The following is a 24,840-nucleotide window of genomic DNA, read 5'->3' on the forward strand; positions in this document are numbered from 1 at the left end:
ATGACAACGCACACCCCCCAAACCACTGCGGCAGGCGAAGGCCTTCTTTATGTTGACGGTACCTTGCGTGGCGCCTCGGCCTCTCACGAAGTGCTCTCCCCCGCGACAGGTCAGAGCGTCGGACGCGTGGCATGGGCCAGCGAGTCTGATGCCGCCGATGCGCTAGACGCGGCGCAGCGGGCACTGCTTGACTGGGATGGGCTCGGTGGTGAAGGCCGTGCCAAGTGGATGGACGTCCTACGCGAGCAAATTGTGACCGCTGAAGTCGCGCTCCGCGAAGCCGTCGTCGCAGAGACAGGAAAGACATGGGAGCAATCGGAGGAGGACTACCAACTCCTCGTGGATTCTCTTGAGTTCTACGCGGAAGCCGCCCGCAAGCTCGCTCCGGAGCCGCTTGCCGACAGGGCCGGGACTCACACGCACCAACTGCGCAAGGTGCCCATCGGGGTGGCAGTCGCATTCGTTGCCTGGAATTTCCCCCTTCTGAACATCGGCTACAAGCTCGGCCCAGCGATGGCAGCCGGTAGCCCGATCGTGATCAAGCCATCGGCGCGCACGCCACTGGCCGCATCCGTGGTGGCCCGTCTGTGTGCGCAAGCTCAGCTACCCGCTGGTGTCGTCAACTTCATCTGGGGGGACGACGTTGTGATCGGAGATGCACTGTCCGCGTCTGAAACGCCCGCGCTGATCACACTAATCGGCTCCACGGCGACGGCACGGCACGTCATGAAAACTGCAGCGACCTCCGTCAAGCGCTTCTCGTTTGAATTGGGCGGCAACGCACCCGTGATTGTGCTACCCGATGCCGACCTCGATACCGCTGCGGACACGATTGCCGGTATGAAGTTCGGCAATGCCGGGCAGATCTGCGTCACACCTAACAGGGTGCTCGTGCACGAGAGCATCGCGGAGGTCCTGACCGAAAAGTTGCGCGAGCGCGCTGACAACATTCGCGTCGGTTTCGGAGAAGCCGGAACGGTTGACATGGGACCCCTCATCGACGCTGCTGCTGCCTCTCGAGTGCTCGGACTCGTCCGCGCTGCCGTAGACGACGGCGCGCGCATCGTTACCGGTGGCGACGTCGCCGCAAACGCGCCCACCGACTGTTATCTGCAACCAACCGTGCTGGCCGACGTCACAGGAAGCATGTCCATCTCTAAAGACGAAATTTTCGGCCCCGTGATCGCGATTCAAACATTCTCGTCGACGGAAGACGCCATCGCGCGAGCGAACGCGACCGACGCGGGACTGAGCGCATTCGTCTTCGGCCGCGACCCATTCGAAGTCGCCCGATGCGTTGACCAATTGCAGTTCGGTGAGGTGCACGTGAACGGAGTCAAATATGCCATCGAGCTTCCGCACGGCGGCATGAAGCAATCCGGCGTCGGCTGCGACTGTTCAATATTCGCGCTCGATGACTACCTCGTCACGAAGCGCGTCTCCAGGCCCATCGTCAACATTGAAAGCAAAGATCTCTGATGCGCATCACCAAGGTGACCAGCCATGTTCTTCAATACGACCTCGACGAAGAACTCGGCTACTCCCAACAGTATTACTCTCGACGCACAACGCACCTGGTCGAGATTGAAACCGACGAAGGCCTCACCGGCTGGGGCGAGTGTTTTGGGCCCGGCAACGTGGCCCTTGCGAACAAAGTCATCGTCGAACAGGTGATTGCACCCATGATCATCGGGTCAGACCCCCGAGATCGTGAGGTGATCTGGCATCGGATCTACAACCTGCTACGCGATCACGGACAAAAAGGCATGCCGATCCAAGCGCTCTCGGGCGTCGACATCGCGCTGTGGGATCTGTTCGGAAAGATCGTCAACCAGCCGCTGTACCAGCTCATCGGAGGTGCCTTTCGCGAGTCCGTGCCGGTCTATGGATACGGGATGATGCTCACCCGCGGCGAGGGACTTGGCGAACGGATGGCCGAAGACGCCAAAAAAATCCGTGACTCAGGATACGCCGCCACAAAGATGAAGATCGGGCTCGGCGTCGACAGAGATATCGAACTCGTCGCCGCGGTCCGAGAAAGCATCGGACTCGACTTCGATCTGATGGTCGACGCCAACCACTGTTACGACGTCACCCAAGCGATGCGCGTCGGCAAAGCACTTGGCGAACTCGACGTCGCGTGGTTCGAAGAACCTGTCGCACCCGAAGACCGAGACGGCTACCGTCGCCTCCGCGACAACCTCGACGTTCCCATCGCCGGCGGAGAAGCCGAATTCACGCGATGGGGGTGGCGGGACCTGCTCGACGGCCAGTGCGTTGATATCGCTCAGCCCGAGGTGTGTGCGCTCGGAGGCGTCTCCGAATACCTCAAAGTGCGAACACTCGCCCATTCTCGCTTCATACCCGTTGTGAACCATGTCTGGGGTTCGGCGCTCGCCGTGACGCTGAATATTCACCTTCTCGTCGCCATGCCTGACATGCCGGGCGGCTTGTTTCCGCGCGAACCGATGCTCGAACTGGACACCACTCCCAACCGGTTCCGCGACGAACTGCTTGCGAATCCGCTCAACCTCCAGGAGACGATCCGTCGAGTCGGCGTTGTGGCGCCTCCTTCAGGGCCAGGACTCGGCGTCGAAATTGACCGCGACTTCCTCGCGGCGTACGAGGTTGGTGTGAGTCGATGAGTATCGAAACTGGCGCGGTGGCGTGCATCGGCGAGACGATGGCGCAGGTCGTTCCCAGCGATGGCAAGCGACTGGACGATGCGGCGACATACGCGATGACCCCCGCAGGAGCTGAGTCAAATGTGGCTATATCGCTCGCACGCATGGGGACGCGTGCGGCATGGGGCAGTTTCGTCGGCGACGACCCGATTGGCAGCCGCATCACTCGAAGTGTCAACGAGCGCGGTGTGGACACCTCCCTCGTTCGCGCAATTATGGGCGGACGCACGGGCGTCTTCATGAAAGACCCCATCCCGGATGGATCGGATGTCTACTACTACCGGTCAGGATCAGCGGCCGCAGGGATGGACGCCGAATACGCCCATGAGGTGCTCGCCACTGCACCTCGCTGGATCCACATGACGGGTGTCACACCAGCGCTCTCTGCTTCGTGCGCCGACATGGTGCAGCAGCTGACTCAGGGAGCTGTCGCGAGCCGCATCCCCATCAGTTTCGATGTCAACTATCGGCCGGTGTTGTGGCCCTCGCGTGAGGTCGCCGCTGAGGCCATTCGCTCGGTCGCAGCTCACGCAGACGTGGTATTCGTGGGACTGGATGAAGCGCGTGCGCTTTGGGGTGTCGTAACGGCGGAAGACGTTCGAGAGCTACTCCCCGAGCCGATGCGGTTGATCGTCAAGGATGGTGCGGTTGAGTGCATCACCTTCAGCGGAACGGATCGCGTTGCGGTGCCTGCGCTCAGCGTCGAGGTGGTCGAGCCAGTTGGTGCGGGCGACGCCTTCGCCGCGGGATGGATACATGCCCACCTTCTCGGTCTCGCTCCCGATGCTTGTCTGAGGCTCGGTCACCTGATGGCGGGAATCGCGCTCAGCGCACACTCCGACACCGGCGAGCTGGATGCAGCACCTTCAGAGATCGTTGGTCGGGCGGTTGATGGGCGTGACTGGAAAACCCACGACGAGAACCTAGCCGCCGCCGTTCCAGTGTTGGCGCCGGCACAAGAGACGAGGACACCAAATGCGACGGTATGAGATCGCCGAGGCAATCGGGCGCAGCGGAAGTGTTGCGATCGTGCGCGCAAGTTCGGCAGCCAAGGGAGCTGAGCAAGCCGCGACGCTCCTCGAAGCAGGCCAAACGGTGCTCGAAGTGTCAATGACCACGCCAGGCGCGCTTGCCATCATCACTGACCTGCAGGAACGCTTTAGCAATACGGGAGCGATCATTGGCGTCGGCACGGTTCTTGACGAGGTCACTGCGCGGTTGGCGCACCTAGCAGGTGCGCAGTTCGTCGTGTCACCCACGGTTGATGAGAGTGTGCTCCGTGCAGCGCACCGCTACGGCATGGCAACCCTGCCAGGTGTAGGAACGCCCAGCGAAGCGATGCGTGCGGTCGAGGCCGGCGCAGACTTTGCCAAACTGTTTCCTGCCAGCGTCTACGGGCCAGCGAGCGTGGGCGACTTTCTGTCTGCATGTCCGCAGATCGCGCTCATTCCGACCGGCGGAGTGACTCTCGACAATGCGCCTGACTACATTCGCGCGGGCGCTGTTGCCGTAGGCATCGGCAGCGCACTCACCAAGGGAGATGCGGACGGATTGAGCCGTCGTGTGGAAGACCTCAGAGTCTCGCTCGAGCGCGCCCGGGGCGATAGGTGACGATGCAGTCCAGTGTCGTCAGCGTCGAAACGTGGCGAGGCATTGCGGCACGTCGACTGTCAGGCGCCTGGGGCTCGGTCGTTGTCCTGCCCCAGCGCGGCGCGAAGATCGTCTCATTGACGGACGCACATGGACACGAGTGGCTCGCGCAACCCGACCAGGATCTACCACCCGTTGATCTCTCCGTCGATTTTTGCGACGCAGAATTATGCGGGTGGGACGAGATCGCACCGACGATGAGTTCGGCGGACGAGGCCGACCATGGTGATGTGTGGCGCACCGATTGGACGACGCTGCGCGACGATTCCGAGATTCTTGAGCTCGAAACACGAGATGTGAGGGATCGCTTCATCCTCCAGCGTGAGCTGCGTGTCACAACCAGCGGGCTGGAGCTGCGTTATCGGGCGCGCGCGACGACCGATGCTTTGCCCTTTCAATGGATGGCGCATCCGCAGTTTCGCGCTCCGCAGGGCACTTCACTCACGTTGCTACCGACGCCCTGCGTGTTGGTCGAACATCCGGAGTCGTCGACTCCCACCGCGGTGGAATGGCCGCAGGTCGCTGAGCCTATTGACGAAGTTCCGCCGGGGACTGGTCGAAAGTTATGGGCTCGCCCAGGATGCGCGCCCCGCGCAGCGAAGATCACTCACCCCGGAGCGGGAAGTTTGACGCTTTCGTGGAATGAGACCGTGACAGACTTCGCGATGTGGGTCGACAACCGGTGGCGCTCGCGCGAGCCGGTGATCGCAGTGGAGCCCACGACGTCTTTCGGCGACGACGTTCTAGGTGCAGTTGCTGGGGGTCGCGCACTGATACTCACCCCAGACGACTGGGCAACCTGGGACATGAAGCTTGACCTGAGCACACCCGACGAGCCCGAAGGAGTCGTCGAATGAGCGCCTCTAGCAAACCTCTTCTTACCGTCACCGGCGGTTTCGGCCGGGTCGGGCGTATGTTGTTGCCGCGCCTGAGCGAGGACTACCGGGTGCACGTGATTGACCGCGCCGAGGCAGAGGTGTCGACGGCTCCATACCAAATCACTATTGGCGATCTGCAGAACACCGACACTCTGGCTAGCGCGCTTCATGGTGCAGATGCATTGCTGCATCTGGCGGCAAACCCTAGCCCGACGGCGCCATGGTCTGCCGCGATAGGCAACGCCGACATCACACGCGGCGTCCTTATTGCAGCTCGAGATGCTGGAATCGAACACACAGTTGTTGCTAGCTCAGTTCACGCCGCCGGAGGCAACTTCCGCTTCGGGCAGACACCAGTTCGCGCCTATGGAACTCCTCGCCCGTGCTGCGAATACGGGGTCGGCAAGTTGGCTAGCGAAGGTCTAGCCCGACTCCATCACGACATCACCGGCACCTCTGTGCGAGTGCTGCGCCTGGGACTAACCGCCTGGGATCCCGTTAGCCAAGACCTCGCAAAGACCTGGATAGGAGATCGGGATGCTGCATCTTTAGTGACAGGTGCGTTGGCTGCCAACCCTGGTTTTGGCATCTATTACGGCGTATCTCGGTACGCGGCGCAGTATTGGGACGTCAGCAACGCGGCTACGGACCTCGACTGGGAGCCTAGCGAAGAGCTTCCGGTCGCATTGTCGTTGCTGTCCACTGAAACTAAAGCCAATTGTGCGCTGTTTCTGGAGCCTCCACCGGGCGAGCGGCAGAACCGCGCCTAGTTAACAATGTTCGGCTCTCTGGGCCAGATTGGCAGTAGCTTTCGTGTCTCCTCTCCCGCGTCTAGCGCTGATCGGCGCTGGCCTGATCGGTGCTGAAGTGCATCTACCACGCCTCGTGAACCGAACCGACGTCGAAGTTGCGGTGATCATCGATGCAGACCGTGAGCGTGCGCGCTTGATCGCTCAGCAACACGGCGTCAAGCACTTCTCTGACGACCTCGACGCAGTGCTGGCTGATGACCAGATCAACATCGTCGATCTCTGCACGCCGCCGACTCTGCACCGCTCGCAGGTCGAAGCCTCTGTCAGGGCAGGTAAGGATGTGATTCTCGAGAAGCCGTTGGCAACGACATTGTCTGATGCCGAACATGTCGCGCGCATCGTTGCTGCGGCTCCTGAACGCACGGTGATGGTCGCTGAGAACTGGGTCTATAGTTCGGCGGGGCGGGCGCTACATGCGCTCGTGACCGATGGGTCGCTTGGCGATGTCGAAGTCTGGGAATCTCGCCACGAGAGCGATCATCGGCTTCCTTCGGGTGGTCAGCCAGCATGGAATTATGATCTCGAGGCTTCGGGTGGTGGGTATCTTATGCAGGCTGGCACGCATGCCGTCTCGCTAGGAAGACGCCTCTTCGGTGAGATGGCTTGGGTCGCCGCAACGAGTCCGCAGGCAACAGGAGATGGCGGGCCCTTCCTCGATCACGACATGGTTGTCTCTCTCGGCTTTCGCTCTGGTGTGGTCGGATCACTGGTACTGTCTGGGCGCAGCAGACGCCCCGGCTCACGCGTTCTGTCTCAAACGCTCATTGGAACGAATGCGACGGTCGACGCGGATATTCTCACCGGGGAGCTCACTATTGGGGGCGCTAGCGCACCGAGTGTGGGACCGATATCGATGGGATTCGACGAGGAGTTCGACCACTTCTTCGCTTCCCGTCGCGCCGGCACCCCGCCGGTTACTTCCGCCGCGGACCAGGTCGAGACGCTACGGACCGTCGCCGCAATCTACCAATCCGCGGCGTGCGCGACGCGCGTGGACGTCGAAGGGATCACCGCCTCGTGAGCGTTCGTACTCCACCTCGCCACGCGATTGTCATCATGACCGACCAGCATGCCCGGTATGCGTCGGGAGCGTATAGCAACCCCACAATTCTCACCCCGAACATCGACGCACTTGCCTCGCGTGGCACCACCTACAGTGCCGCGTACTGCAATTCTCCGATTTGTGTGCCCTCGCGCGCGTCAATCATGACGGGTCGGCCCGTCCACGAGATCGGCGCGTGGGACAACGCCCACCCTTACAGCGGTTCACCCGAGGGGTGGTCTCATGCCCTTCGCCAGGCAGGAGTGCACACGGCGGTCATCGGAAAAATGCACTTTCGATCTGGCACGGACGATACCGGATTCAACGAGGTAATCGAGCCGCTTGATGTCATCGGTGGAGTCGGCGACATCTACTCGCTGGTCCGCGAAGGTATGCCGCCGCGTCCGGCGCTCGCAGACCTTGTTCGTGACGCCAGGGTGGGCGAATCTCCCTACCTCGACTTCGATCGGCGTGTGGCTGACGCCGCAACAGATTGGATCGCGAACGCGCCCCTCGATGAGTCCTGGGTGTTGTTGGTGTCTTTCGCCACGCCGCACCACCCGTTGCGTGTGCCCCAGAAGTACTGGGATCTCTACCCTGATATCGAAGTTGAGGATACAACTGCCGCTCCCGATACCCAGCATCCATACATTGCGGAACTTCGTCGTGTCATGGGAGTGGGCGAAGCCTTCGAGCCGGACGAAATTTCGCGAGCGCGTCGTGCGTACTACGGTTTGTGCACCCTCGCGGATGAGCTCGTCGGTCAGGTGCTGACCGCGGCGAGTGATCGCGGCTTCGACGATGAAACGACCACCACGATCTACACATCCGATCACGGTGTGTCCCTCGGTGAGCGTGGCTTGTGGTGGAAGCATCACATGTACGAAGAGTCCGCGGGAGTGCCGTTGATCGCTTCGGGCCCGCGTTTCGCTCCGGGATCGCGTGTCGCCCAGCCTGTGTCGCTTACTTCGCTTTATCCGACGCTGCTCGATGTGTTCGGTGTCGAAGATTCGCGTCAGAGCCCGCTGGCAGGGCCGACGTTGCCTGCATCTGACGACTCCGTACCTCACACAGCTGGCGGGTTTAGTGAGTACCACGCGCTTGGAGCATCGTCGGCGGCATTTCTGCTACGTCGCGAGCAATTTAAATTGGTTTATTTCGCGACTGAGGTAGCGCAGTTGTTCGACCTCGAGCAAGACCCTGGTGAGCATGTCGACTTGGTAGGGGATCCCCGCTACGCAGAGAAGTTGGCAGAGATGGTGGCCGAGTTGATGAGTCTGGTCGACGTGCACGGTGTCGATCAGCGTGCACGGGAGGATCAGGCTCGCCTCATCATGGCGCACGGTGGACGAGACGCGATCCTGGCAGACGGGTTCACCATCGCGTTCACGCCGCCACCGGAAGCCGTGACCCCATGACAGTGACCGAGCTCGCCGAGAATGTTCTCGTTGTCGACGTCGCGATGTCGGCGCATCTATCGACAAAGATCATCGCCCTCACCGGTGAACGCACCGTGTTGATCGATTCTGGAACGAAAGACGCCGGACCGTCGACATTGCTCGCGTGCCTACGCGAGCGAAGAGTGGCGCCGATCACCGAAATCTTCTGCACTCACTTTCACCACGACCACATCGGTGGGCTGACGCAACTTGTCGAAGAATCCGGTGCTGTTGTTTTGGCCCATGCGGCGGAGTGCGGTCTCATAGCGGATCCCAGTGCCTTCGGTGAAGCGCTCAGCCGCTCGAGGCTGCACGGGGCCGCGATCCCGTCGGGGAGTTCAGTCAACGTTCGTGCAATCTGGGATGGCTACTCACTCGAAGTCGGCGGCCGGCGGTGGGAAGCGCTGCATGTGCCCGGGCACACATGGGGGCACCTCGCCTTCTGGAACGAGGACGAGAGCATTCTCATTGCTGGCGACGCGGTCCAAGGGGTTGGCGTCCCATTTCGAGGGGTTACCGGTCAAGGCACAGGAATTCCTTACTACGTCGACCCCCACGCTTACCTTGACAGCCTCGATCGCATGCGGGCACTTCAGCCAGAAGTATTGGTGACCGCGCACGAAAACCCAGCTTGGGATGGCACGATTCTGAGGGGTCCAGATATCGACAGCGCTCTTGCCGCGTCTGCGGTCGAGGTTGAGCGCATCGATGCGATGGTTCGCCGGTGTGAGAAGAGCGGCTTAGGTGACGTCGAAAGCGTGGTTGCCCACGTGTGCCACTCATACGAGACGAGCCCGACGCTGCAAGCCGCTGTCACCGTTCGTGCCCATCTCGCGCGTGTGCGGCGGGATCGTTCGCTCTAGAAAAACACGGTTTAAACGGGCGCTTTGGTCGACAGACTTGCGAAGAATTTGCGAACACTTGAACACCCGTCAACGTCGCTGAACTTAGTCGAACGGACGCTCGAACCGTGTTGAATGCGCGAAAACACGCGCGAGTGTGCCCGAACGTACGCCAACCTGCGCGTGGAGGCGGGGTTCAAATCCCTCCGTCTCCGCCATAAAAAGTCCTGGTCAGAGTATTATTCGTTTTCGCGGCGAGTCGATTTGCGAATAATTTGCGAAGATTTTTGTTCGCAAATGCCCGACTGGTTTCAGCCCTAGGTCGGCGTTCACGCAAGGAATTCCCTGGCTAGCCCACGTTTTTCTCTTTTCGCAAACCAAGTCAGAAGAGGGAAGTTGTCCCTCCACCCCAGCGCGTTAAATCATGCCAAAGGTCTTCGCGTGGTAACTGATCGGCGCATCTGAGAATTGCCTCTCACGCGTCTTGTCACCGATGGAGCGATGTCCGCTGATTCGGGATGTTTTGGGTCGTGGGCAAGTGTGACTACGGCGGGTGCTCCGTGGCGAGAGCGGCACGTGTTGTCGTATCGATCATTGCTGGGACTCGCGGGCCCGGGGTGCCCGGCGTCGGCGCCAATGGCTGTTGCGCTCCCGCAAGCTGTTGTCGCACCGAGCCCGCGTAGCGGGCCGCGCAACGGGCACAGTTTATGGGTGCGAAGCTTCTGCTTGCGAATAGCGGCAGTGTCACGCGCCCCGTTTCCCGAGGGTAGCGAGTTGCTCATCGAGACGGGACAGGGCGTCAGCGTCGAACCCGGCCGATCTGAGAGCGGCAAGCCGGATCGAATCGCGGTCATTGCCGCTTGTTGCAAGCCAGTGAAAGAGGCCGGGCATGTGGGTGGCGATGACCTCGGTGGCTTCCGGGCTCTGGCGAATCAGCGCCAGTGGTGTGTCGACGGACCAGCGAAGTCCGGATTCAAGATTGGAGGACCACCCGCCTGACGTGCTCCCGGAAGATCCGATCGGCTCGTTGACTTCGAGGTAGTGCATCAGGCCGTCACGCTCGAGGTATTGCTCGCCGCGCAAGAAGTCATCGTTGAGTCGTGCGCGCCAACCATCTAGCTCTTGCTGCAGCTCGTCGAGAACCGGCGCGTAATCGGGGTCGTTGACGAGGTTGACTCTCTGGTGCGGGTCAGCCGCGTTGTCGTACAGAAGCCATGGCCCTTCAAGAGAGCGGACGAAGGTGTACCGATCGGTGCGTACGCCTCGATACTCGCCGATCCCGAACCGACGGAGCGTCGAAAACGCGGCAGGAGCGCTGAGGTACGCGCTTGAGGGACCCGACGTAGCTTGAGAGAGGTCGCTTCCTTGGATGCCCGTCGGTCCCGCAATTCCCGCGAGACCGAGCACTGTGGGCATGAGGTCGGGGGAGTTGAGCAGCGCCTCCGACTTCCCAGGAACGATGTCCGGCCCACGCACGAGAAGCGGCACCCGGACGGATTCCTCCCAGGGAACGAGCTTGTGTTCGAGACCGTGCGACCACATCATGTCGCCGTGGTCAGAAGTGAAGATGACGAGGGTGTCGTCTCGTCGGCCGCTGGTGTCGATGGCGCCTAGAAGCCGCCGCATGCACTCGTCGATGGCTGCCATGTGTGCGTAGTAGCCGCGGAGGTCTTCCGCGGCGCGCTGGTGGTGCTCTTCGGGCACGTTGCTCGGAACGACGATCGATCGGTGTCGGTAGAGCTCGCGGAAAGCTTCCGGCGCGGTGTTGAGGGGAAAGTGCGGGGGCCCGTAGGACAGCATCATGAAGAACGGCTCGTCCTCCGGCATCCGGTTCGCGATGAATGCGGCCGCGTCGTCCGTCTGAGCGAATGCGTCGTAGCCTGGCCAGGTGCGCGGAGTCGGGTCGTCTTCGGCGTAGTAGGCGGAGTTCCAGTAGTCGTGTGTGCATTCCGCCGCGCGCCAGTAGTCGAAGCCGTGACGCGCTTCGGGTGGGACGAACGCGTTTCGCCGTCCGAATCGCCCGTCAGGGCTGCCGTGCAGATGCCACTTGCCGATGTACGCCGTGGCATAGCCCTCGTCGCGAAACACCTCAGCCAATGTCTGGTTCGTCGGGTTGAGCTCAACGTCGTTTATGTACACACCATGCGTGAGCGGGTACTGACCGGTAAGGAAGCTTGCCCGTGCGGGGCAGCAGACAGGCGTGCCGGAGATGGCCTGCGTGTAGTTCAGCGACTCGGAGGCGAGGTGATCAATCGCCGGGGTGTGCGCGTTCTCGTCGCCGGCGTACCCGAATGACTGTGCTCGCCATTCATCGACGACGACGAGAAGGACGTTCGGCTTACCGGAGCGGGTCATCGCTCGTCTCCGGGCTTATCGGCACCGACAGTGTGACCGGGCCGAGGAGGCCCGTCGGCTCCAGTGCCACGCCCGCGTCGAACGGATTCTGGGAGGCGACGAGCGGTGCCAAGGTAGTTGTGACGTCGATCGTGACTTCCTCCCGTGGCCCGCCGGCAGGAAGCTCGAACAGGTAGGGCGGTGCAATTCGAATGCCGACCGAGACCCCGTTGACGAGCACTTCCGCAGTTTCTCCGACCTCGCCGAGGTCGAGAACTGACGGGATGGGTGGCAGGTCGACGTCGTGGCGGTACCTGATCGTTCCCGCGAAGTGGGGGAAGCGATTCGGCGCGTTCACCGGTCCGAGCGAGTCGAGCGCAACGGGTCGAAAAGTGCTGCTGTCCCACTCGCGCAGAGTAATCGTCCAGTCGTCGGTCGGGAGTGTGATCGCCGTCGTCGGGTCGGGAATTGTGGGTTCGGAGGCATCATGATGGTCGGCGAACGAGACGAATCGCGATTCGCCGGGTTCGAGTCGAAGCGGCAGGCAGAGCGAGTCCTCTCTGCGCGACGCGTGGGCAGCCCGCCGCCGTTGCGTCATCGGGTCCCACACGACGGCGGGCATGTCGGCTCGCCGCACGGTGAGCTCAACTTCGCACGTGAGCGACACGGACTCGTTGACCACGAAGAGCTGCATTTGTCGATCCTTCACGTATCTCATGACGCGAAGCGAGGGGTTTGCGGGCGCGACTGATACCTCGCCGTGGACGTGCGCCGTAAGCTCTGAGAGTGGCACGGACGTGCACCGCTCGGTGAGTGCGCGCAGCAGACGGCCATCGGCGTCGCCGGTGACCGAGTCGGGGAAGTCGTCCACGAAGATCACGGTGAGCTCTGTTTCGGCGATGAACCGTGCCAGCGCGGCGGGGACCCGCTGAGCGTACGGGACGATGACGAGCGGGTAGGTCTCCGAACCCACCTGAACACCTCCGTCGTCGTCGACCTCACCGCCGATGAGTGCATCGAGCGGAACGACGTCGCCGTCGAACTGGTAGCGCATCAGCTCTCGTAGCACCCGCTCGAACGGCATGTAGCGGCCAGCCCACTCCGCTTCAGCGTGATAAAGCACCGCGGCATCTGACAGGTGCCGGCCGCCCGAGATCTGCTCCGTGATCGTCTCGGCGTACGCGCGCCAAAGTCCGAAGTAGGGCCACTGCGGGTTCATGCCGCCATTGTGGAAGTGTGGTGGACAGTCCTCATCCCACGTACGCGCGGAAAACGCATGGGGGACGATGTAGTTGACACCGCGGACGACTAGATGGTCGGTGAGCCACTTCATCCGCCGCAGGCCCATGTGCCAGCCGTATGCACCGAACGCCTCGCAGAGCGCGTCCCCGTTTTTGCGAGGGTCGATGTGCGCGGCGGAAGAGGCCAGCTTCGCGAGCCCCCAGAAGTGGAATTCGTCGTCCCAGCTGTGTATGGCCGCGGGTCGTAGTCCTTCCTCTGAGCCAGGCATGAGCTGTTGAAGCACGACGTCCACGCCCCCCATGTGCTGGCCTGCCATCGATCGGAAGTAGTGTCCGGGGCCCATCCCCAGCCGGGCGTGGGCCCCGTTGTCTTCGATCACGTGGCCGATGAGCGCCACGCGGTGGGCGGCACACCAGTCGCCGAGCTTGCGTTGGAAGCGCTCGTAGAGTTGCGTCGCCTCATCCATGTAGGCGTACCGCGCCTCCCCGGTGGGCCGCTCGTCTTCGCCCCACCAGAGTAGGGGGAGCCGTTGTCTGTACTCGCTGCCCCACCGGGTGCGGAGCCTTTCACCAAGCAGACCTGAGTACGGCAATACGTAGCTCGAGTCATTTCCTGTCTCCGCGCCGAACCGGAATGTGTGCGTTCTCTCGTTGCCGAAGCGTGGTTCGTCTTGGAAGAAGCCGGCGATCAGCCCGCCGAAATCGGCGCGGTAGCGGTCGTAGTGGCGTTCGTGAACGGTCGCGAGGTGCAACTCGGCGGCGCCCTCCGCGATCGGGTTCAGGTAGTCGGCCGTCCGCGCCTCGTTGCCGTGCGAAGTCTCGATGATTGCGAAGATGCGCCAGACGCCGTCGGGGACGTCCCAATAGACGGCGCCATCGACGATACGGTCGGTGAGATCGACCGCGGAGTCAGGATCTGGAGTGGCGGCGGTGGAGGCGTGGCGGATCGCGACGACCGCATGAAGCAGGTCGCCCTCTCGCAGCCAGCCGCCGAACGAGAACGTGGTCGACGGGGCCGGGCCGAGAGCATCGCGATGCTGTTCCCCGAGGTAGCGCTTCAGCAAGTGCGGGTGCTCGTTCGGAACGATCCCGTTCAGCCCGCCGCTCGGGAAGTGGGAGTCGTCGAAGAACCACACCCGCATTCCACGGTCGCGGGCCGCTGCCAGGACGGTGTCGACGTCGGCCCACCACTGCGCGCCCAGATAGTCCGGGTGCGGTCTGGGCTCCAGGACGAACTCGCGCACACCGGCCTCGTGCATCGCCTCAATCTCCCGGCAGATGACCGCGGGGCTCTCACCGCGGTGCCAGAACAGGGGAGCGACTCGACCGCCGTGACCCGCCGCCGGGTGTTTCATAGCTGCTTGAGCTGCCATCGTCATCGTTCGTTCACTTCCCGTCCGGAGTCGACCGTGTGCGCCGGCGCTATCGTGGTTTCATCGCTGTGGCGAATCAATTCGGCCCGATCGGCTCGCCGCTGTGCCTGTGCGACAGGGTCGGCGATCGGGGCCGCCATCAGCAAACGCTGTGTGTAGGGGTGTTGAGGGTCCTCTGTGACCTGCTGAGCCGAGCCTGCTTCCACCGCTTCTCCGCCCAGGAGTACCATGATCCGGTGACTCATCTTTCTCACGACAGCGAGGTCGTGGGTGATGAAAAGGTAGGCGACTCCGGTGCGCTCCTGGATCTCGACGAGCAGGTCGAGTACTCGGGACTGCGTGGACAGATCGAGCCCGCTCGTCGGTTCGTCGCAGATGATCAGTTCTGGGGATATTGCGAGTGCTCGCGCGATGGCGATCCTCTGACGTTGGCCGCCGGAGAATTCTCGCGCGTAGCGTCGACCGGCGTCGGAAGGGAGCGCCACTTGGTCGAGGAGGGATCTGACATGTTCTCGCGCCTCGCGTTTGCTCAGGTCGGTGAGCGGCTCGCACAGGATGTCTTCAATGGTCATGCTCGGGTTCAATGACGAGAACGGATCCTGAAAGACCACCTGTAGCTTCTGCGCCATCTTTCTGCGCTGCTTGGGTGTCTGCGTGACCAGTTCTGTGCCGCGGAACGTGATGGACCCGGCGACGACGGGGGCGAGCCCGAGAATCGCGCGTCCAATCGTCGACTTTCCTGAACCTGATTCGCCGACGAGGCCGAGGGTTTCGCCCTCGCGAATCTCGAAGGAAACGTCGCGGATGACTCTGTTGGGTGGTTGTCGCAGCCCCTTGGTCGGATAGTCGACACAGATCTTGTTGACGTTGAGCAGGGGGGTTGGGTCGTCGGTGTTCATCTACTTGACCTCCGTGCGTCGCGCCAGGGGACCTCGGAGTTCCGCGCCGTCCAGGGTGGATGCGAGCAGCGTGCGGGTGTAGTCGGCTTTGGGCGTGGTGAACAGCTCGGCGGCGGAACTGGTCTCGACGATTGCGCCGTCTTTCATGACGGAAACGTAGTCGCAGATGTCGGCGACGACACCGAGATTGTGTGTCACGAGCAGCATTCCCAGGTTCCGTTCGCGCTGAAGCTCGCGCAGCAGGTCCAGCACCTCAGCCTGAACGGTGACATCGAGAGCGGTGGTGGGCTCGTCGGCCACGATGAACTCCGGGTCACTCGCGACCGCACCGGCGATCAGCACCCGCTGCGCCATCCCGCCGGAGATCTCGTGTGGGTACGAATCGAAGGTTCGCTGAGGGTCGTTGATCCCGACACGGGAGAGCAGCTCCAAGAGCGCCTGACGCGCTTGTCTGCGGGAAACCCGCGTCGTCGCGCGCATCCCGTACACGAGTTGCTGGCCCACGGTCAGTGTCGGGTCCAGGTTGGACATCGGTTCCTGCGGGACGTAGCCGATCCGACGGCCGCGAACCTCGCGAAGCGCCCGGGTATCAGCGAGCAGATCCTTTCCGCGGTAGGTCACCGAGCCGGAGAGAACGACCGCTTCCGCTGGGAGGATGCCAAGAAGGGCGAAAGCGGTCTGCGACTTTCCCGACCCCGACTCGCCCACGAGGCCGTGGATCTCTCCGCGGCGCAGCGTCAGATCGATACCATGGACGACCTCACGAACGTCCGTCTTCGATGTCGGGTAACCGATGACGAGGTCGGTCACCGCGATGCAGTCCTCTCCGGCGGGGATGGGTCCGGCGCCGCCACGGGCGGGCGCGGTCCGTGCGGCGGAGTGCGCGGTCGCCAGCGACGTGCGCTGGCGACCGGAGAGCGGAGCTGCCCGCGACCCCGATGCCTTCAGCCCGTCGCGGATCACGTTGCCGAGGAGCGCGAAAGTGAGGGTGGTCGCGCTGATGGTCAGTGCAGGGAAGACGAGATTCCACGGCGCGATGAAGATCGCGTTGAACGTCTCTTGGAGAACCCCACCCCACGACGGCTCGGTGGGATCGCCGAGGCCCAGGAACTCTAGTCCGGCCTGAACGCCGATCCCCGCTCCCAGAACGAACGCACTCTGAATGATGATGGGTGCCCGCACGGCACGCAGCACGTGTCGCGAGACGATGCGGGTGTCCGGGAGTCCGGACACCCGGGCAGCGTCGACGTACAGTTCGTTGCGCACGTTTCGCACGAGCGCGCGTACGAGGCGGTAGTAGGTGGGGGCGACGAGCACGCCGAAGACCGCCATCGCGATGAGGATCGAGGGGCCGATTACGGCGTACAGCGCGACCAGCAGCACGAAACCGGGAAGCGCGAGAAGAAGATTGGCCGCCCAGCCGCCCACCACATCGAACCAACCTGCGAAGTATCCTGCGATCAGGCCGGTCGTCGTGCCGAGCGCCAGCGCGACGGCCAGCATCACTGCTGAGCCGAGGAGCGTGCTGCGCGTGCCATAGAGCAGACGCGAAAGGATGTCGCGGCCCGCGGAGTCACCGCCGAGAACGAATTCGCTGGTGAAGGGCTCCGCGTTCGCCAGCGAGAGATCAGTGAAATTCGGACCGTACGGTGCGATCGCTCCTCCGAAGATCCCGGCGGCGACGACCAGGACAAGGAAGACGAAACTGGCGATGCCGATCGGGTTCCTGAGGACGATCGACAGTGCAGACCGCGACGTCGGGACCGGTTCGGCCGGGTGCTTGCTGTCGGTGACTTCGCCACTCATGTTGCCCTCGATTTCGGGTTGATCAGCACGTTCGTGATGTCGGCGATGGAGTTGACGATCACGACGACGACCACGGTGATCAACACGCAGCCCATCACCGCTGGGATGTCGCTTTGCCGAGCCGCCGTGGCGACGAGTGTCCCCAGCCCGGGCAATGCGAAAACCCGCTCGATGACGATCACGCCTCCGAATAAGCCGATCGCCTGCAGAGACAGGATGGTAAGCCCGGGACCGGAGGCGTTTCGCAGAGCGTGTCGGAAGATCACATTCCTCTCGGAGATTCCACGGGCCCGGAGGGTCCTGATGTAGCCCTGCTGCAGGATGTCGATCATCTCGCCGCGGAACTGCTGTGCGGCGGCTGCGACGCCGCTGATGAGAATGGCCAGTACAGGCAATGTCAGTGACGCGGCCCACGCGCCGGGGTCCTTCTCGAACGGGACGTATCCCGTGGCAGGCAGCAGCGGGATCGCAAGCGCGAACGCCAGGACAAGTCCGATTGCGATCAAGAAGTGGGGGACGGACGACCCTGAGATCGCAACGACTTGCAGGACACGATCGATCCAACCGCCCTTGGTCGCAGCGGCGACGCCGATCAGGACGCTGAGGATCGCCATCAGGATCATCGAGATAACCACGAGCGAGAGCGTGACGGGAATCCTGGAGCTGAGCATGTGGGTGATGGGCTCACCGGTCACGAAGCTCTGCCCGAGTGAGCCATGGAACAAGTCGCTCAGCCATGCGCCGTACTGTACGAGCAGAGGCTGATCGAGACCCAGTTCCTGCGCCTTGGCCGCGACTTGACTCTCGGAAGCGTCGAGACCGAGGACGTTTCGGGCGATCGAGGTTCCGCCGCTGTAAAGGAGTGCGAAAGTGATGGCGGTGGTAGCGAGGACCAAGACGACCCCCGCTACCACCTGCTTCAGTACGTGACGAAGCATATGAATGCGATGGGAACGAGTCCTGCACGGACCGGTTCGATGAAGTCGTTCATTCGGCTGGCTTGAACGTGTAGAGGTACGGCGAGTTGCTGCCGAGGACGGGCGTGGCTGACGTGTTGCTGTCGGTGGCATAGAAGTTGGTCGGAAGCACCAACGGGGCAAACCACGCGTTCTTAATCAGGAATTCGTTGATCTCCTGAGCGACGGCTCCGATCTCGTCCTCGCTGGCCCGCTGGGCCGAATCGATGAGTGAAGTCAACTCCGGGTCCTCCGAGCGCAGGGGGTTCCAGACTGCCTCAGGCGCGACGGACTGAACGATGTCCCAGAGCGCCGTGCGGGATTCGAGTTCCATGTACCACATCGCATACTTGCCGCCGAGCATGTCCGGCACGGTCGTGCTGCCGAACGGCTGCGGGTTCACCTCGATTCCAATGAGACCGAGTTGCTGGGTGATGATGGGCGTCGCGACCTCCGCGCCGGGGAGCACAGGTATGTCTACAGAGAACCCGTCCTCGTAGCCAGCTTCCGCCATGAGCTTCTGCGCCCCCGCGACATCGAAGTCGTAGTAATCGACCATATCGGCGAGATAGCCCTGGTTCGAGCTGTTGAAGATCTGATTCGTCGCGCCGCCCTCGTCGTTGTATAGCCCAGAGAGCACAGCGTCGCGGTCGAAGACCATGTTGATAGCTTGCCGGACTTCTACAGACCCCAGTGCGGGAACAATGTCTCCCGCACGGTCAGCGAAGAGCAGTCCTGCCCAGTTCACGCTGCTCTCGTGAAGGGTCGTAGCGTCGTCGTCCACCGAGGTCGCTGATTGCGCTGTGATCAACGCGCCGTCAACTTGTCCCGACCTGAGGGCACTCACACGAGCGTTCACATCAGTAAGGGTCTGGAAGACCACTTCATCGTAAGGAAAGGCGGATGCGTTCCAGTAGTCCTCGTTGCGAGTGAACGTGTAGGTCGCACCGGAGGTGCTGGCCGATTGATCTAGCACGTACGGGCCTGATCCCACTGGGTTAGTCGCTAGGTCGGCGGACGCCAACGACGCGGGACTGGCAACGATTCCCTCCGCCAATGTCATGAACGTCGGCATCAAGCCATTCGGTGCACCCGAAGTGAGGACAACGGTTGATTCGTCAGGCGCCGAGATCTCGATATCCGCGAGGCGGGCGCTGCCGCCGGCCTTGTTGTAGTCCAGAGACTCCTTGACGGCTTCGGCGTCGACGGGGGCACCGTCTGTGAATGTTAGGCCCTCGCGGATCGTCATGGTGAGCACCGTGTTGTCCTCGCCCATCGAAAAGGACTCGGCGATGTTCGGGGAGATCGTCCCGTCTGGCTCATACGTCAGAAGAGTGTCGTACACCGTCGACCAGAACTGCACGCCGGCTCCTCCGCTCTTGGCTTTGGCGGGGTCGAATGTAACGTCCTGGTTGACATTCGCCAGAGTCAGGGTGCCGCCAGTCGCGGCGGTCGGGGCCGTCTCGTTGGAGTTCGGAGATGAACATCCAGCGACCGCGATCGCGACGGCGGTCGCGATCATCGCTGCGGCGAGCCGACGACGGGTACGGCGATGGTGAGTGGTCACGCGTTGCTCCTTTGCTTGGCCCGATCGGCTTCGATCGGCGAGGTCTAATGACCATGGGATGGGGAGACGTTATCTGGGTACGGAGCGTGGCCGCAACAATCCGTATATGATCAGAAAACTTTCGAAACTGCTCGTGCCCGGCCGCCTCTCCCGGGCTCGATCTGATGGGTATGCGAGAGCGTCTCGCTTCGGAACTGTCGGGGACAAGGCGAAAGAAAACTCTCCAGTCTTGCCGTCACCGGGAGTGAAAAGTTTCGAACCGCCTATCAGCGAACTGGCCTGGCGACGGCCGTACTCTCGCGTACGACGAGAGTCGTCGCGAGTTCAGTTCGGATGTTTCTGACGGGACCAGCCGCGCGAAGCCGCAGGATGAGTCGCGTTGCCGCGCTCGCAATCTCCTCGAGCGGTTGCCGGATCGTCGTTAGGGCTGGGCTGGCGAGTTCCGCCATGGGGAGATCGTCGTACCCGATGACAGAGATGTCGTGCGGAATGCGCACCCCGCGCGATTGGAGCGCACGGTATGCGCCGAGTGCTTCGAGATCACTTTGGGCGAAGATTGCTGTCGGCGCAACATCGAGGGCGAGGAGCTGATCGACGCCACGTCTGCCCGCTTCAACGCTGAAGTCTCCCGGGACGATGAGGGAGGGGTCGATGTCGATCGCTGCAGACTCATGGGCCGACCGATAGCCGGCGAGACGGGCGCGGGCGTTCCGCAGGCTGGGAGGCCCGCAGATCGTGCCGATTCTGGTATGGCCGAGCTCAATCAGATGCCGAGTCGCCATCAGTCCCCCGTCCCAGTTGGCTGAGCCGATAGTTGGGAGGTCGGGGTCCGGGTCTCCAGCGGGGTCAACGACAACGAACGGGATGTTGCGGGTGCGCAGCTGGCGCTTCTCGCGATCGGAGAGCGTCGAGAACACCAGGATGACACCGAGCGGTTGACGTCGCATCACCGCGTCTATCCAGGACTCTGGCTGGGCATCGAACGTGCCACCGATAGTGACAACGGTACTGATACCCTGCTGCCGTGCGACGGCTTCAACCCCTTTGAGGAGTTCAACCGCCCAGGGCCCAAGGCGTTCGAACACCACTTCGATCAGTTCGCCATGTGGTCGGGGATCGCCGCGGCGTGAATAGCCGAGGGACTCCAGCGCTCGCTCGACGCGTTGTCGCGTTGCATCTGAAACGTCCGATTTGCCGTTGAGAACTTTTGACGCGGTGGAGACGGAGACGGAGGCTGCATCAGCCACCACCGCAAGCGTGGGTCGGGAAGGCTCATCGTTCATGATACTCACGCTTTCACATTCGAAATTTTCGGGTTGGATCTCAGCATGGTTGATGGCAACTTCACCGTCAAGGCAAGGAAGTGAGCGGATGGACTCGAGCGTTGACGTTGATCTGACGGCCGTTGCGATCGAAAAGTTTCTGATAAGTCCGCAAACATTGCTCACATTCGCTCGTGCCACCTAATGTCAACGCAACGGGAGGTTCGACGTCGATGTCAGAGCAAGTGCTGGGGTCGGCCGCGCAGCGGGTGTGCGCGCGACGATCCTGCGGCTCGCAGCGAACCGGCGCAGGCGGCTCAAGCGGCACACCCCGCGCATCAACGACTGAACCGTTCACCTGCCCTAGAAGCACCTCGCGGCGCTCGAGCTTCAACGCCCAACGATCGCGCCCGGTACGAGCCGCCCGCTAGTACGAAGCGTTCAACCACTATGTCGCTCTAGGAGGAGCCAATCGTGAGTCAGAGTAGATCCCTTGTCGTCCGTGGTGGTTGGCCGGGTCACTACCCGGCTGATGCCACCGACGCCTTCATTCCGTTCCTCGAGTCGGCTGGATTTGCTGTGCGCATAGCCGACTCGCCGGCAATATACGCAGACGCTGAGGCGATGGCCGAGACCGACCTCATCGTCCAGTGCATCACGATGTCGAAGATCGAGCCTGATGAGTTCCGAGGGCTGGACGCTGCGGTGCGGCGCGGTGTCGGATTCGCTGGTTGGCACGGTGGCATCGCAGACTCATTCCGCAACACGCCGGAGTATCTACAGCTGGTGGGTGGACAGTTTGTCAAGCATCCGCCCAAGCCGGAGGACCAGCAGATCGGGGACCCCAGCGACAACGTGGTTCCCCACAGTGTTGCGATTACTGCCATCGGTGAAGACCACCCCATCACGAGGGGGGTCGGCGACTTCGTTTTGGCCACCGAGCAGTACTGGGTACTCACAGACGACTACAACGAGGTGCTCGCAACGACGACGCACCCGAGCAAACCGGGAGATCCATGGCATGTTCCGGTGATCTGTCCTGCGGTCTGGACGCGTCAGTGGGGGGAGGGTCGCGTTTTTGTGGCGACCCCGGGGCATGCGCCGGACGTGCTCGCCGAAGCGCCCGTGCGCACCATCATCGAAAGGGGCCTCTTGTGGGCAAGCCGCTAGGCGTCGGAGTCGTCGGTCTCGGAAAAATCAGCGATCAGTACTTCACCACCATCGGTCGACGAGAAGAACTCGAGATCGTCGCAGTGGCCGACTTGGACGAGGAACGTGCGCGATCGGTCGCGAGCCGGCTGGGCGTGTCGGCGTTATCGGTGGATGACCTGATGGCTTCATCAGCCATCGATGTAGTTCTGAACCTCACCGTACCGGCGGCTCACGCCGAGGTCTCGTTGCAAGCAGTGCGGGCAGGAAAGAGTGTTTTCGTCGAGAAACCCCTCGCGCTCAAGACTGACGACGGGAAACAGCTGCTCCGAGAAGCGGAGCTCGCCGGAGTCCGCGTGGGATGCGCACCTGATACCGTGCTCGGTACGGGCGTGCAGACTGCGATCGATGTTCTCGATCGCGGTGAGATCGGCGAAGTCGTCGGCGCCTCGGCTGTTTGGTCGGCGCCTGGGCACGAGCTGTGGCATCCGTCTCCTTTGTTCTACTACCAGCCCGGGGCAGGCCCACTGCTCGACATGGGGCCGTACTATATCACCGCTTTGGTTGCAATGCTCGGGCCTGTCGCGCGGATCGTTGGGCACACTTCTCGTTCGGAGCGTAACCGACATGTCGCGACCGGACCGCTCGCCGGTACGGAGGTGCCCGTCGACGTCGAAACGCACATCAACGCGATCCTCATCCACGAGTCGGGTGTGTCATCGAATGTCACCATGAGTTTTGATGTGTGGGCAACGCGAATGAGTGGGTTCGAGGTGTACGGGACGCAAGGGACGATTGCTCTTCCGCGACCCTTCCAGTTCTCGGAGAAGCTCGATATCTTCCGCGCCGGGAGTGACGAGTGGGAAGTTGTTGACGACCGTGCGGGCTACAAGAATGGTGGCCGCGGAATCGGACTCGCTGAGATGGCAGATGCTATAGAGGCCGACCGCCCGCACCTCGCCTCGGGGGACCTCGCTCTCCACGTCCTAGATGTTATGAACAGCGTGCTTGATGCTGGACGTTCGGGCAGTGTAATAGAGATGCACACCCGGCTGGATCGCCCTCAGCCCGCGGCATGGTCGGCCTCGGGTCGCGCTGCGGACGCCATCACCTTATGAGCTCGAACACGCAGCCGAACGTCCTCTTCGTGATGACTGACCAGCAGCGTTTCGATACCTTGGCGGCGCTCGGCAATGAAGAGATCTTCACGCCGAACTTGGACCGTCTCGTCGATCGCGGCGCTGTGTTCGACAATGCGTATGCGACGTGCCCGGTGTGCGTGCCGTCGCGCTACTCGATCCTGTCGGGGGCGCAGCCGACGCGCACGAACGTCTATGAGAACGGCGTCGAACCCGGCGCACACGACGCGATCGTCGAGCGTGTCGGCCCGTATCTCGCTACTGTGATGGGCGATCTCGGCTATCGCACGTGGGGTATCGGAAAGTTCCATACGATCCCGTGGGATGCGGACTCGGGCTTCGAGTTCCAACTGCGCAGCGAAGAGCTGTACCTGGCCGAGGGGTCCCGCCCCGGTGATGACTACGCGGCGTTCATTGCTGACGAGCATCCCGAATACAACTGGATTGAAGCGTTGATGGGCGAGCGCACCGACATGTACTACATGCCGCAGATGAGCGCACTGCCCGCTGACATCACGGTAGAAGCGTGGGCGACTGACCGAGCGATCGAGCAGGTTCAGGTCGACGACGAGCGGCCGTGGTTCGGGTACGTCTCGTACATCGGACCGCACCCGCCATTCGCGCCGCCGCTGCCATACAACCGGATGTACGACCCGGACCGGATGCCGTTGCCTGTGTCGGGTGATCTTGCGGTTGATCACCTTGATCAGCAGATCCCGTGGATGAACCACGCGGTTTACGCCGAAGACGTTGACGACCACCGCGCCCGCGCGTTGAAGGCCCGCTACTACGGTGAGATCAGCTACATCGATGCGTGCATCGGGCGCCTGCTTGACGCGGTCGAAGAGAGTGGCGAAGCCGACAACACGGTCATCTGTTTCTACTCCGATCATGGTGATCATCTCGGCGATCACACGGCGTGGCAGAAGGAGAGCTTCTTCGAAGCGTCCACGCGCATCCCGTTCCTTCTCAGCTGGCCGGGCCGAATCGCGCAGGGCGAGCGCCGCGACGAACTCACGTGTCTTGTGGATCTCTTCGGAATCGCGACGAGTGCGGCTGGGGCGCCACAGCTGCGGCAGGGAGCGGACATCCTGGCGGGGTTGAATGACCCGACGCATCAACGAGAGTTGCTGTTCGGCTACCACGGCAAGCCCGGTACCGCGCGTTTCAAGGCAATGGTGCGCCGCGGACCCCACAAGCTCATCTGGATGGCCAACGGTCCTCACACATTACTGTTCGACGTGGCAACCGACCCCCACGAACTCACTCCGGTCCAAGACCGGCACCCGCAACTCGTCGCTGAACTGGTGGGAGAGCTCGTAGCCGAGTTGCGACGCGACGGTGTCGACGCCGCATTTGACGGTAACGATCTGCGCACGTTCAAGTACACGGTGCGGCCACTTGTGCGCATCGACCAGTTCGACGTCTCTCGCGGAGTAACAGGGTTCCCCGACGCCCCTGCTGAAGTGCACTACGCGCCACCGTCGCAATCAACCCACTCCACCGCGGCCGCGCGATGACCGAGAGGCGTGGTTAACGAGCTGCGTCGGTGATGGAAGAAAGAGCCCGGTGAGGATGGCTAGTCGGGGTGTTTGTGTAGCTGGGCTTAGGGCAAAATTGATGCGAAGAACTTGCGAACACTTGAATCACTTTGAGTATCGTTGAACGCGATCGAACCAACGTGTGAGTCACCGTGAATCCGCGTGAACACGCGCCACCGACCGTCAGCACACCTGAACGGACCTCCTAGAGCCAGGGTTCAAATCC

Annotated in this window: 19 protein-coding genes; 12 read left to right on the top strand and 7 right to left on the bottom strand. The window is 62.3% G+C overall.

What is annotated here, in order from left to right; translation table 11 throughout:
* The 9 genes from WDU96_RS03510 to WDU96_RS03550 are packed head-to-tail and all read left to right on the top strand — an operon-like array spanning position 1 to position 9,368.
* A complete protein-coding gene (locus WDU96_RS03510; protein ID WP_337337100.1) occupies positions 1-1,479 on the top strand; it encodes an aldehyde dehydrogenase family protein in 1,479 nt (492 codons plus the stop codon).
* Positions 1,479-2,645 carry a mandelate racemase/muconate lactonizing enzyme family protein gene (locus tag WDU96_RS03515; RefSeq protein ID WP_337337101.1) on the top strand — a complete coding sequence of 389 codons (1,167 nt, stop codon included), beginning with the start codon at positions 1,479-1,481 and terminating at the stop codon, positions 2,643-2,645. Before WDU96_RS03510 ends, WDU96_RS03515 begins: the two co-directional genes overlap by 1 nt.
* The gene (locus WDU96_RS03520) at positions 2,642-3,673 is read left to right on the top strand and encodes a sugar kinase (protein ID WP_337337102.1); all 1,032 of its coding nucleotides are present in this window, start codon (positions 2,642-2,644) and stop codon (positions 3,671-3,673) included. The genes WDU96_RS03515 and WDU96_RS03520 overlap by 4 nt, the downstream gene beginning before the upstream one ends.
* Positions 3,660-4,295, top strand: a complete 636-nt coding sequence (locus tag WDU96_RS03525; protein WP_337337103.1) for a bifunctional 4-hydroxy-2-oxoglutarate aldolase/2-dehydro-3-deoxy-phosphogluconate aldolase — start codon at positions 3,660-3,662, stop codon at positions 4,293-4,295. Before WDU96_RS03520 ends, WDU96_RS03525 begins: the two co-directional genes overlap by 14 nt.
* A complete protein-coding gene (locus tag WDU96_RS03530) occupies positions 4,292-5,191 on the top strand; it encodes an aldose epimerase family protein (RefSeq protein WP_337337104.1) in 900 nt (299 codons plus the stop codon). Before WDU96_RS03525 ends, WDU96_RS03530 begins: the two co-directional genes overlap by 4 nt.
* Positions 5,188-5,982 carry an NAD-dependent epimerase/dehydratase family protein gene (locus tag WDU96_RS03535; protein ID WP_337337105.1) on the top strand — a complete coding sequence of 265 codons (795 nt, stop codon included), beginning with the start codon at positions 5,188-5,190 and terminating at the stop codon, positions 5,980-5,982. Before WDU96_RS03530 ends, WDU96_RS03535 begins: the two co-directional genes overlap by 4 nt.
* 43 nt (positions 5,983-6,025) lie before the next feature.
* The gene (locus WDU96_RS03540) at positions 6,026-7,045 is read left to right on the top strand and encodes a Gfo/Idh/MocA family protein (RefSeq protein ID WP_337337106.1); all 1,020 of its coding nucleotides are present in this window, start codon (positions 6,026-6,028) and stop codon (positions 7,043-7,045) included.
* Positions 7,042-8,484 carry a sulfatase family protein gene (locus WDU96_RS03545; RefSeq protein WP_337337107.1) on the top strand — a complete coding sequence of 481 codons (1,443 nt, stop codon included), beginning with the start codon at positions 7,042-7,044 and terminating at the stop codon, positions 8,482-8,484. The genes WDU96_RS03540 and WDU96_RS03545 overlap by 4 nt, the downstream gene beginning before the upstream one ends.
* Positions 8,481-9,368, top strand: coding sequence for an MBL fold metallo-hydrolase (locus WDU96_RS03550; protein WP_337337108.1), 888 nt, complete (start codon positions 8,481-8,483; stop codon positions 9,366-9,368). The genes WDU96_RS03545 and WDU96_RS03550 overlap by 4 nt, the downstream gene beginning before the upstream one ends.
* Before the next feature lie 723 nt (positions 9,369-10,091).
* Here the strand turns inward: WDU96_RS03550 and WDU96_RS03555 are convergent.
* The 7 genes from WDU96_RS03555 to WDU96_RS03585 form a co-directional block, all read right to left on the bottom strand.
* A complete protein-coding gene (locus tag WDU96_RS03555) occupies positions 10,092-11,702 on the bottom strand; it encodes a sulfatase family protein (protein WP_337337109.1) in 1,611 nt (536 codons plus the stop codon).
* Entirely contained in the window at positions 11,686-14,295 is a 2,610-nt protein-coding gene (locus WDU96_RS03560; protein ID WP_337337110.1) for a hypothetical protein, read from the bottom strand. Before WDU96_RS03560 ends, WDU96_RS03555 begins: the two co-directional genes overlap by 17 nt.
* A 2-nt stretch (positions 14,296-14,297) precedes the next feature.
* Complete coding sequence (locus WDU96_RS03565) at positions 14,298-15,194, bottom strand: ABC transporter ATP-binding protein (protein ID WP_337337111.1); 897 nt, start codon at positions 15,192-15,194, stop codon at positions 14,298-14,300.
* Positions 15,195-17,000 carry a dipeptide/oligopeptide/nickel ABC transporter permease/ATP-binding protein gene (locus tag WDU96_RS03570; RefSeq protein WP_337337112.1) on the bottom strand — a complete coding sequence of 602 codons (1,806 nt, stop codon included), beginning with the start codon at positions 16,998-17,000 and terminating at the stop codon, positions 15,195-15,197. It abuts the gene before it with no gap.
* Positions 16,997-17,938, bottom strand: a complete 942-nt coding sequence (locus WDU96_RS03575; RefSeq protein ID WP_337337113.1) for an ABC transporter permease — start codon at positions 17,936-17,938, stop codon at positions 16,997-16,999. Before WDU96_RS03575 ends, WDU96_RS03570 begins: the two co-directional genes overlap by 4 nt.
* Before the next feature lie 49 nt (positions 17,939-17,987).
* Complete coding sequence (locus WDU96_RS03580; RefSeq protein WP_337337114.1) at positions 17,988-19,523, bottom strand: ABC transporter substrate-binding protein; 1,536 nt, start codon at positions 19,521-19,523, stop codon at positions 17,988-17,990.
* Positions 19,524-19,789: 266 nt separating this feature from the next.
* Positions 19,790-20,806: a LacI family DNA-binding transcriptional regulator gene (locus tag WDU96_RS03585; protein WP_337337115.1), complete on the bottom strand. Its 1,017-nt coding sequence runs from the start codon at positions 20,804-20,806 to the stop codon at positions 19,790-19,792.
* A 450-nt stretch (positions 20,807-21,256) separates the two neighbouring features.
* Between WDU96_RS03585 and WDU96_RS03590 the strand changes: the two genes are divergently transcribed.
* From WDU96_RS03590 to WDU96_RS03600, 3 genes are read left to right on the top strand one after another with little or no spacing between them, the layout of a single operon-like run.
* Complete coding sequence (locus WDU96_RS03590; RefSeq protein WP_337337641.1) at positions 21,257-21,955, top strand: ThuA domain-containing protein; 699 nt, start codon at positions 21,257-21,259, stop codon at positions 21,953-21,955.
* The gene (locus WDU96_RS03595) at positions 21,940-23,052 is read left to right on the top strand and encodes a Gfo/Idh/MocA family protein (protein ID WP_337337116.1); all 1,113 of its coding nucleotides are present in this window, start codon (positions 21,940-21,942) and stop codon (positions 23,050-23,052) included. Before WDU96_RS03590 ends, WDU96_RS03595 begins: the two co-directional genes overlap by 16 nt.
* Positions 23,049-24,593, top strand: a complete 1,545-nt coding sequence (locus WDU96_RS03600; RefSeq protein WP_337337117.1) for a sulfatase family protein — start codon at positions 23,049-23,051, stop codon at positions 24,591-24,593. Before WDU96_RS03595 ends, WDU96_RS03600 begins: the two co-directional genes overlap by 4 nt.
* Positions 24,594-24,840: the final 247 nt, after the last annotated feature.

It is taken from the genome of Microbacterium marmarense (assembly GCF_037204165.1).
In the GTDB taxonomy this organism is placed as follows: domain Bacteria; phylum Actinomycetota; class Actinomycetes; order Actinomycetales; family Microbacteriaceae; genus Microbacterium; species Microbacterium marmarense.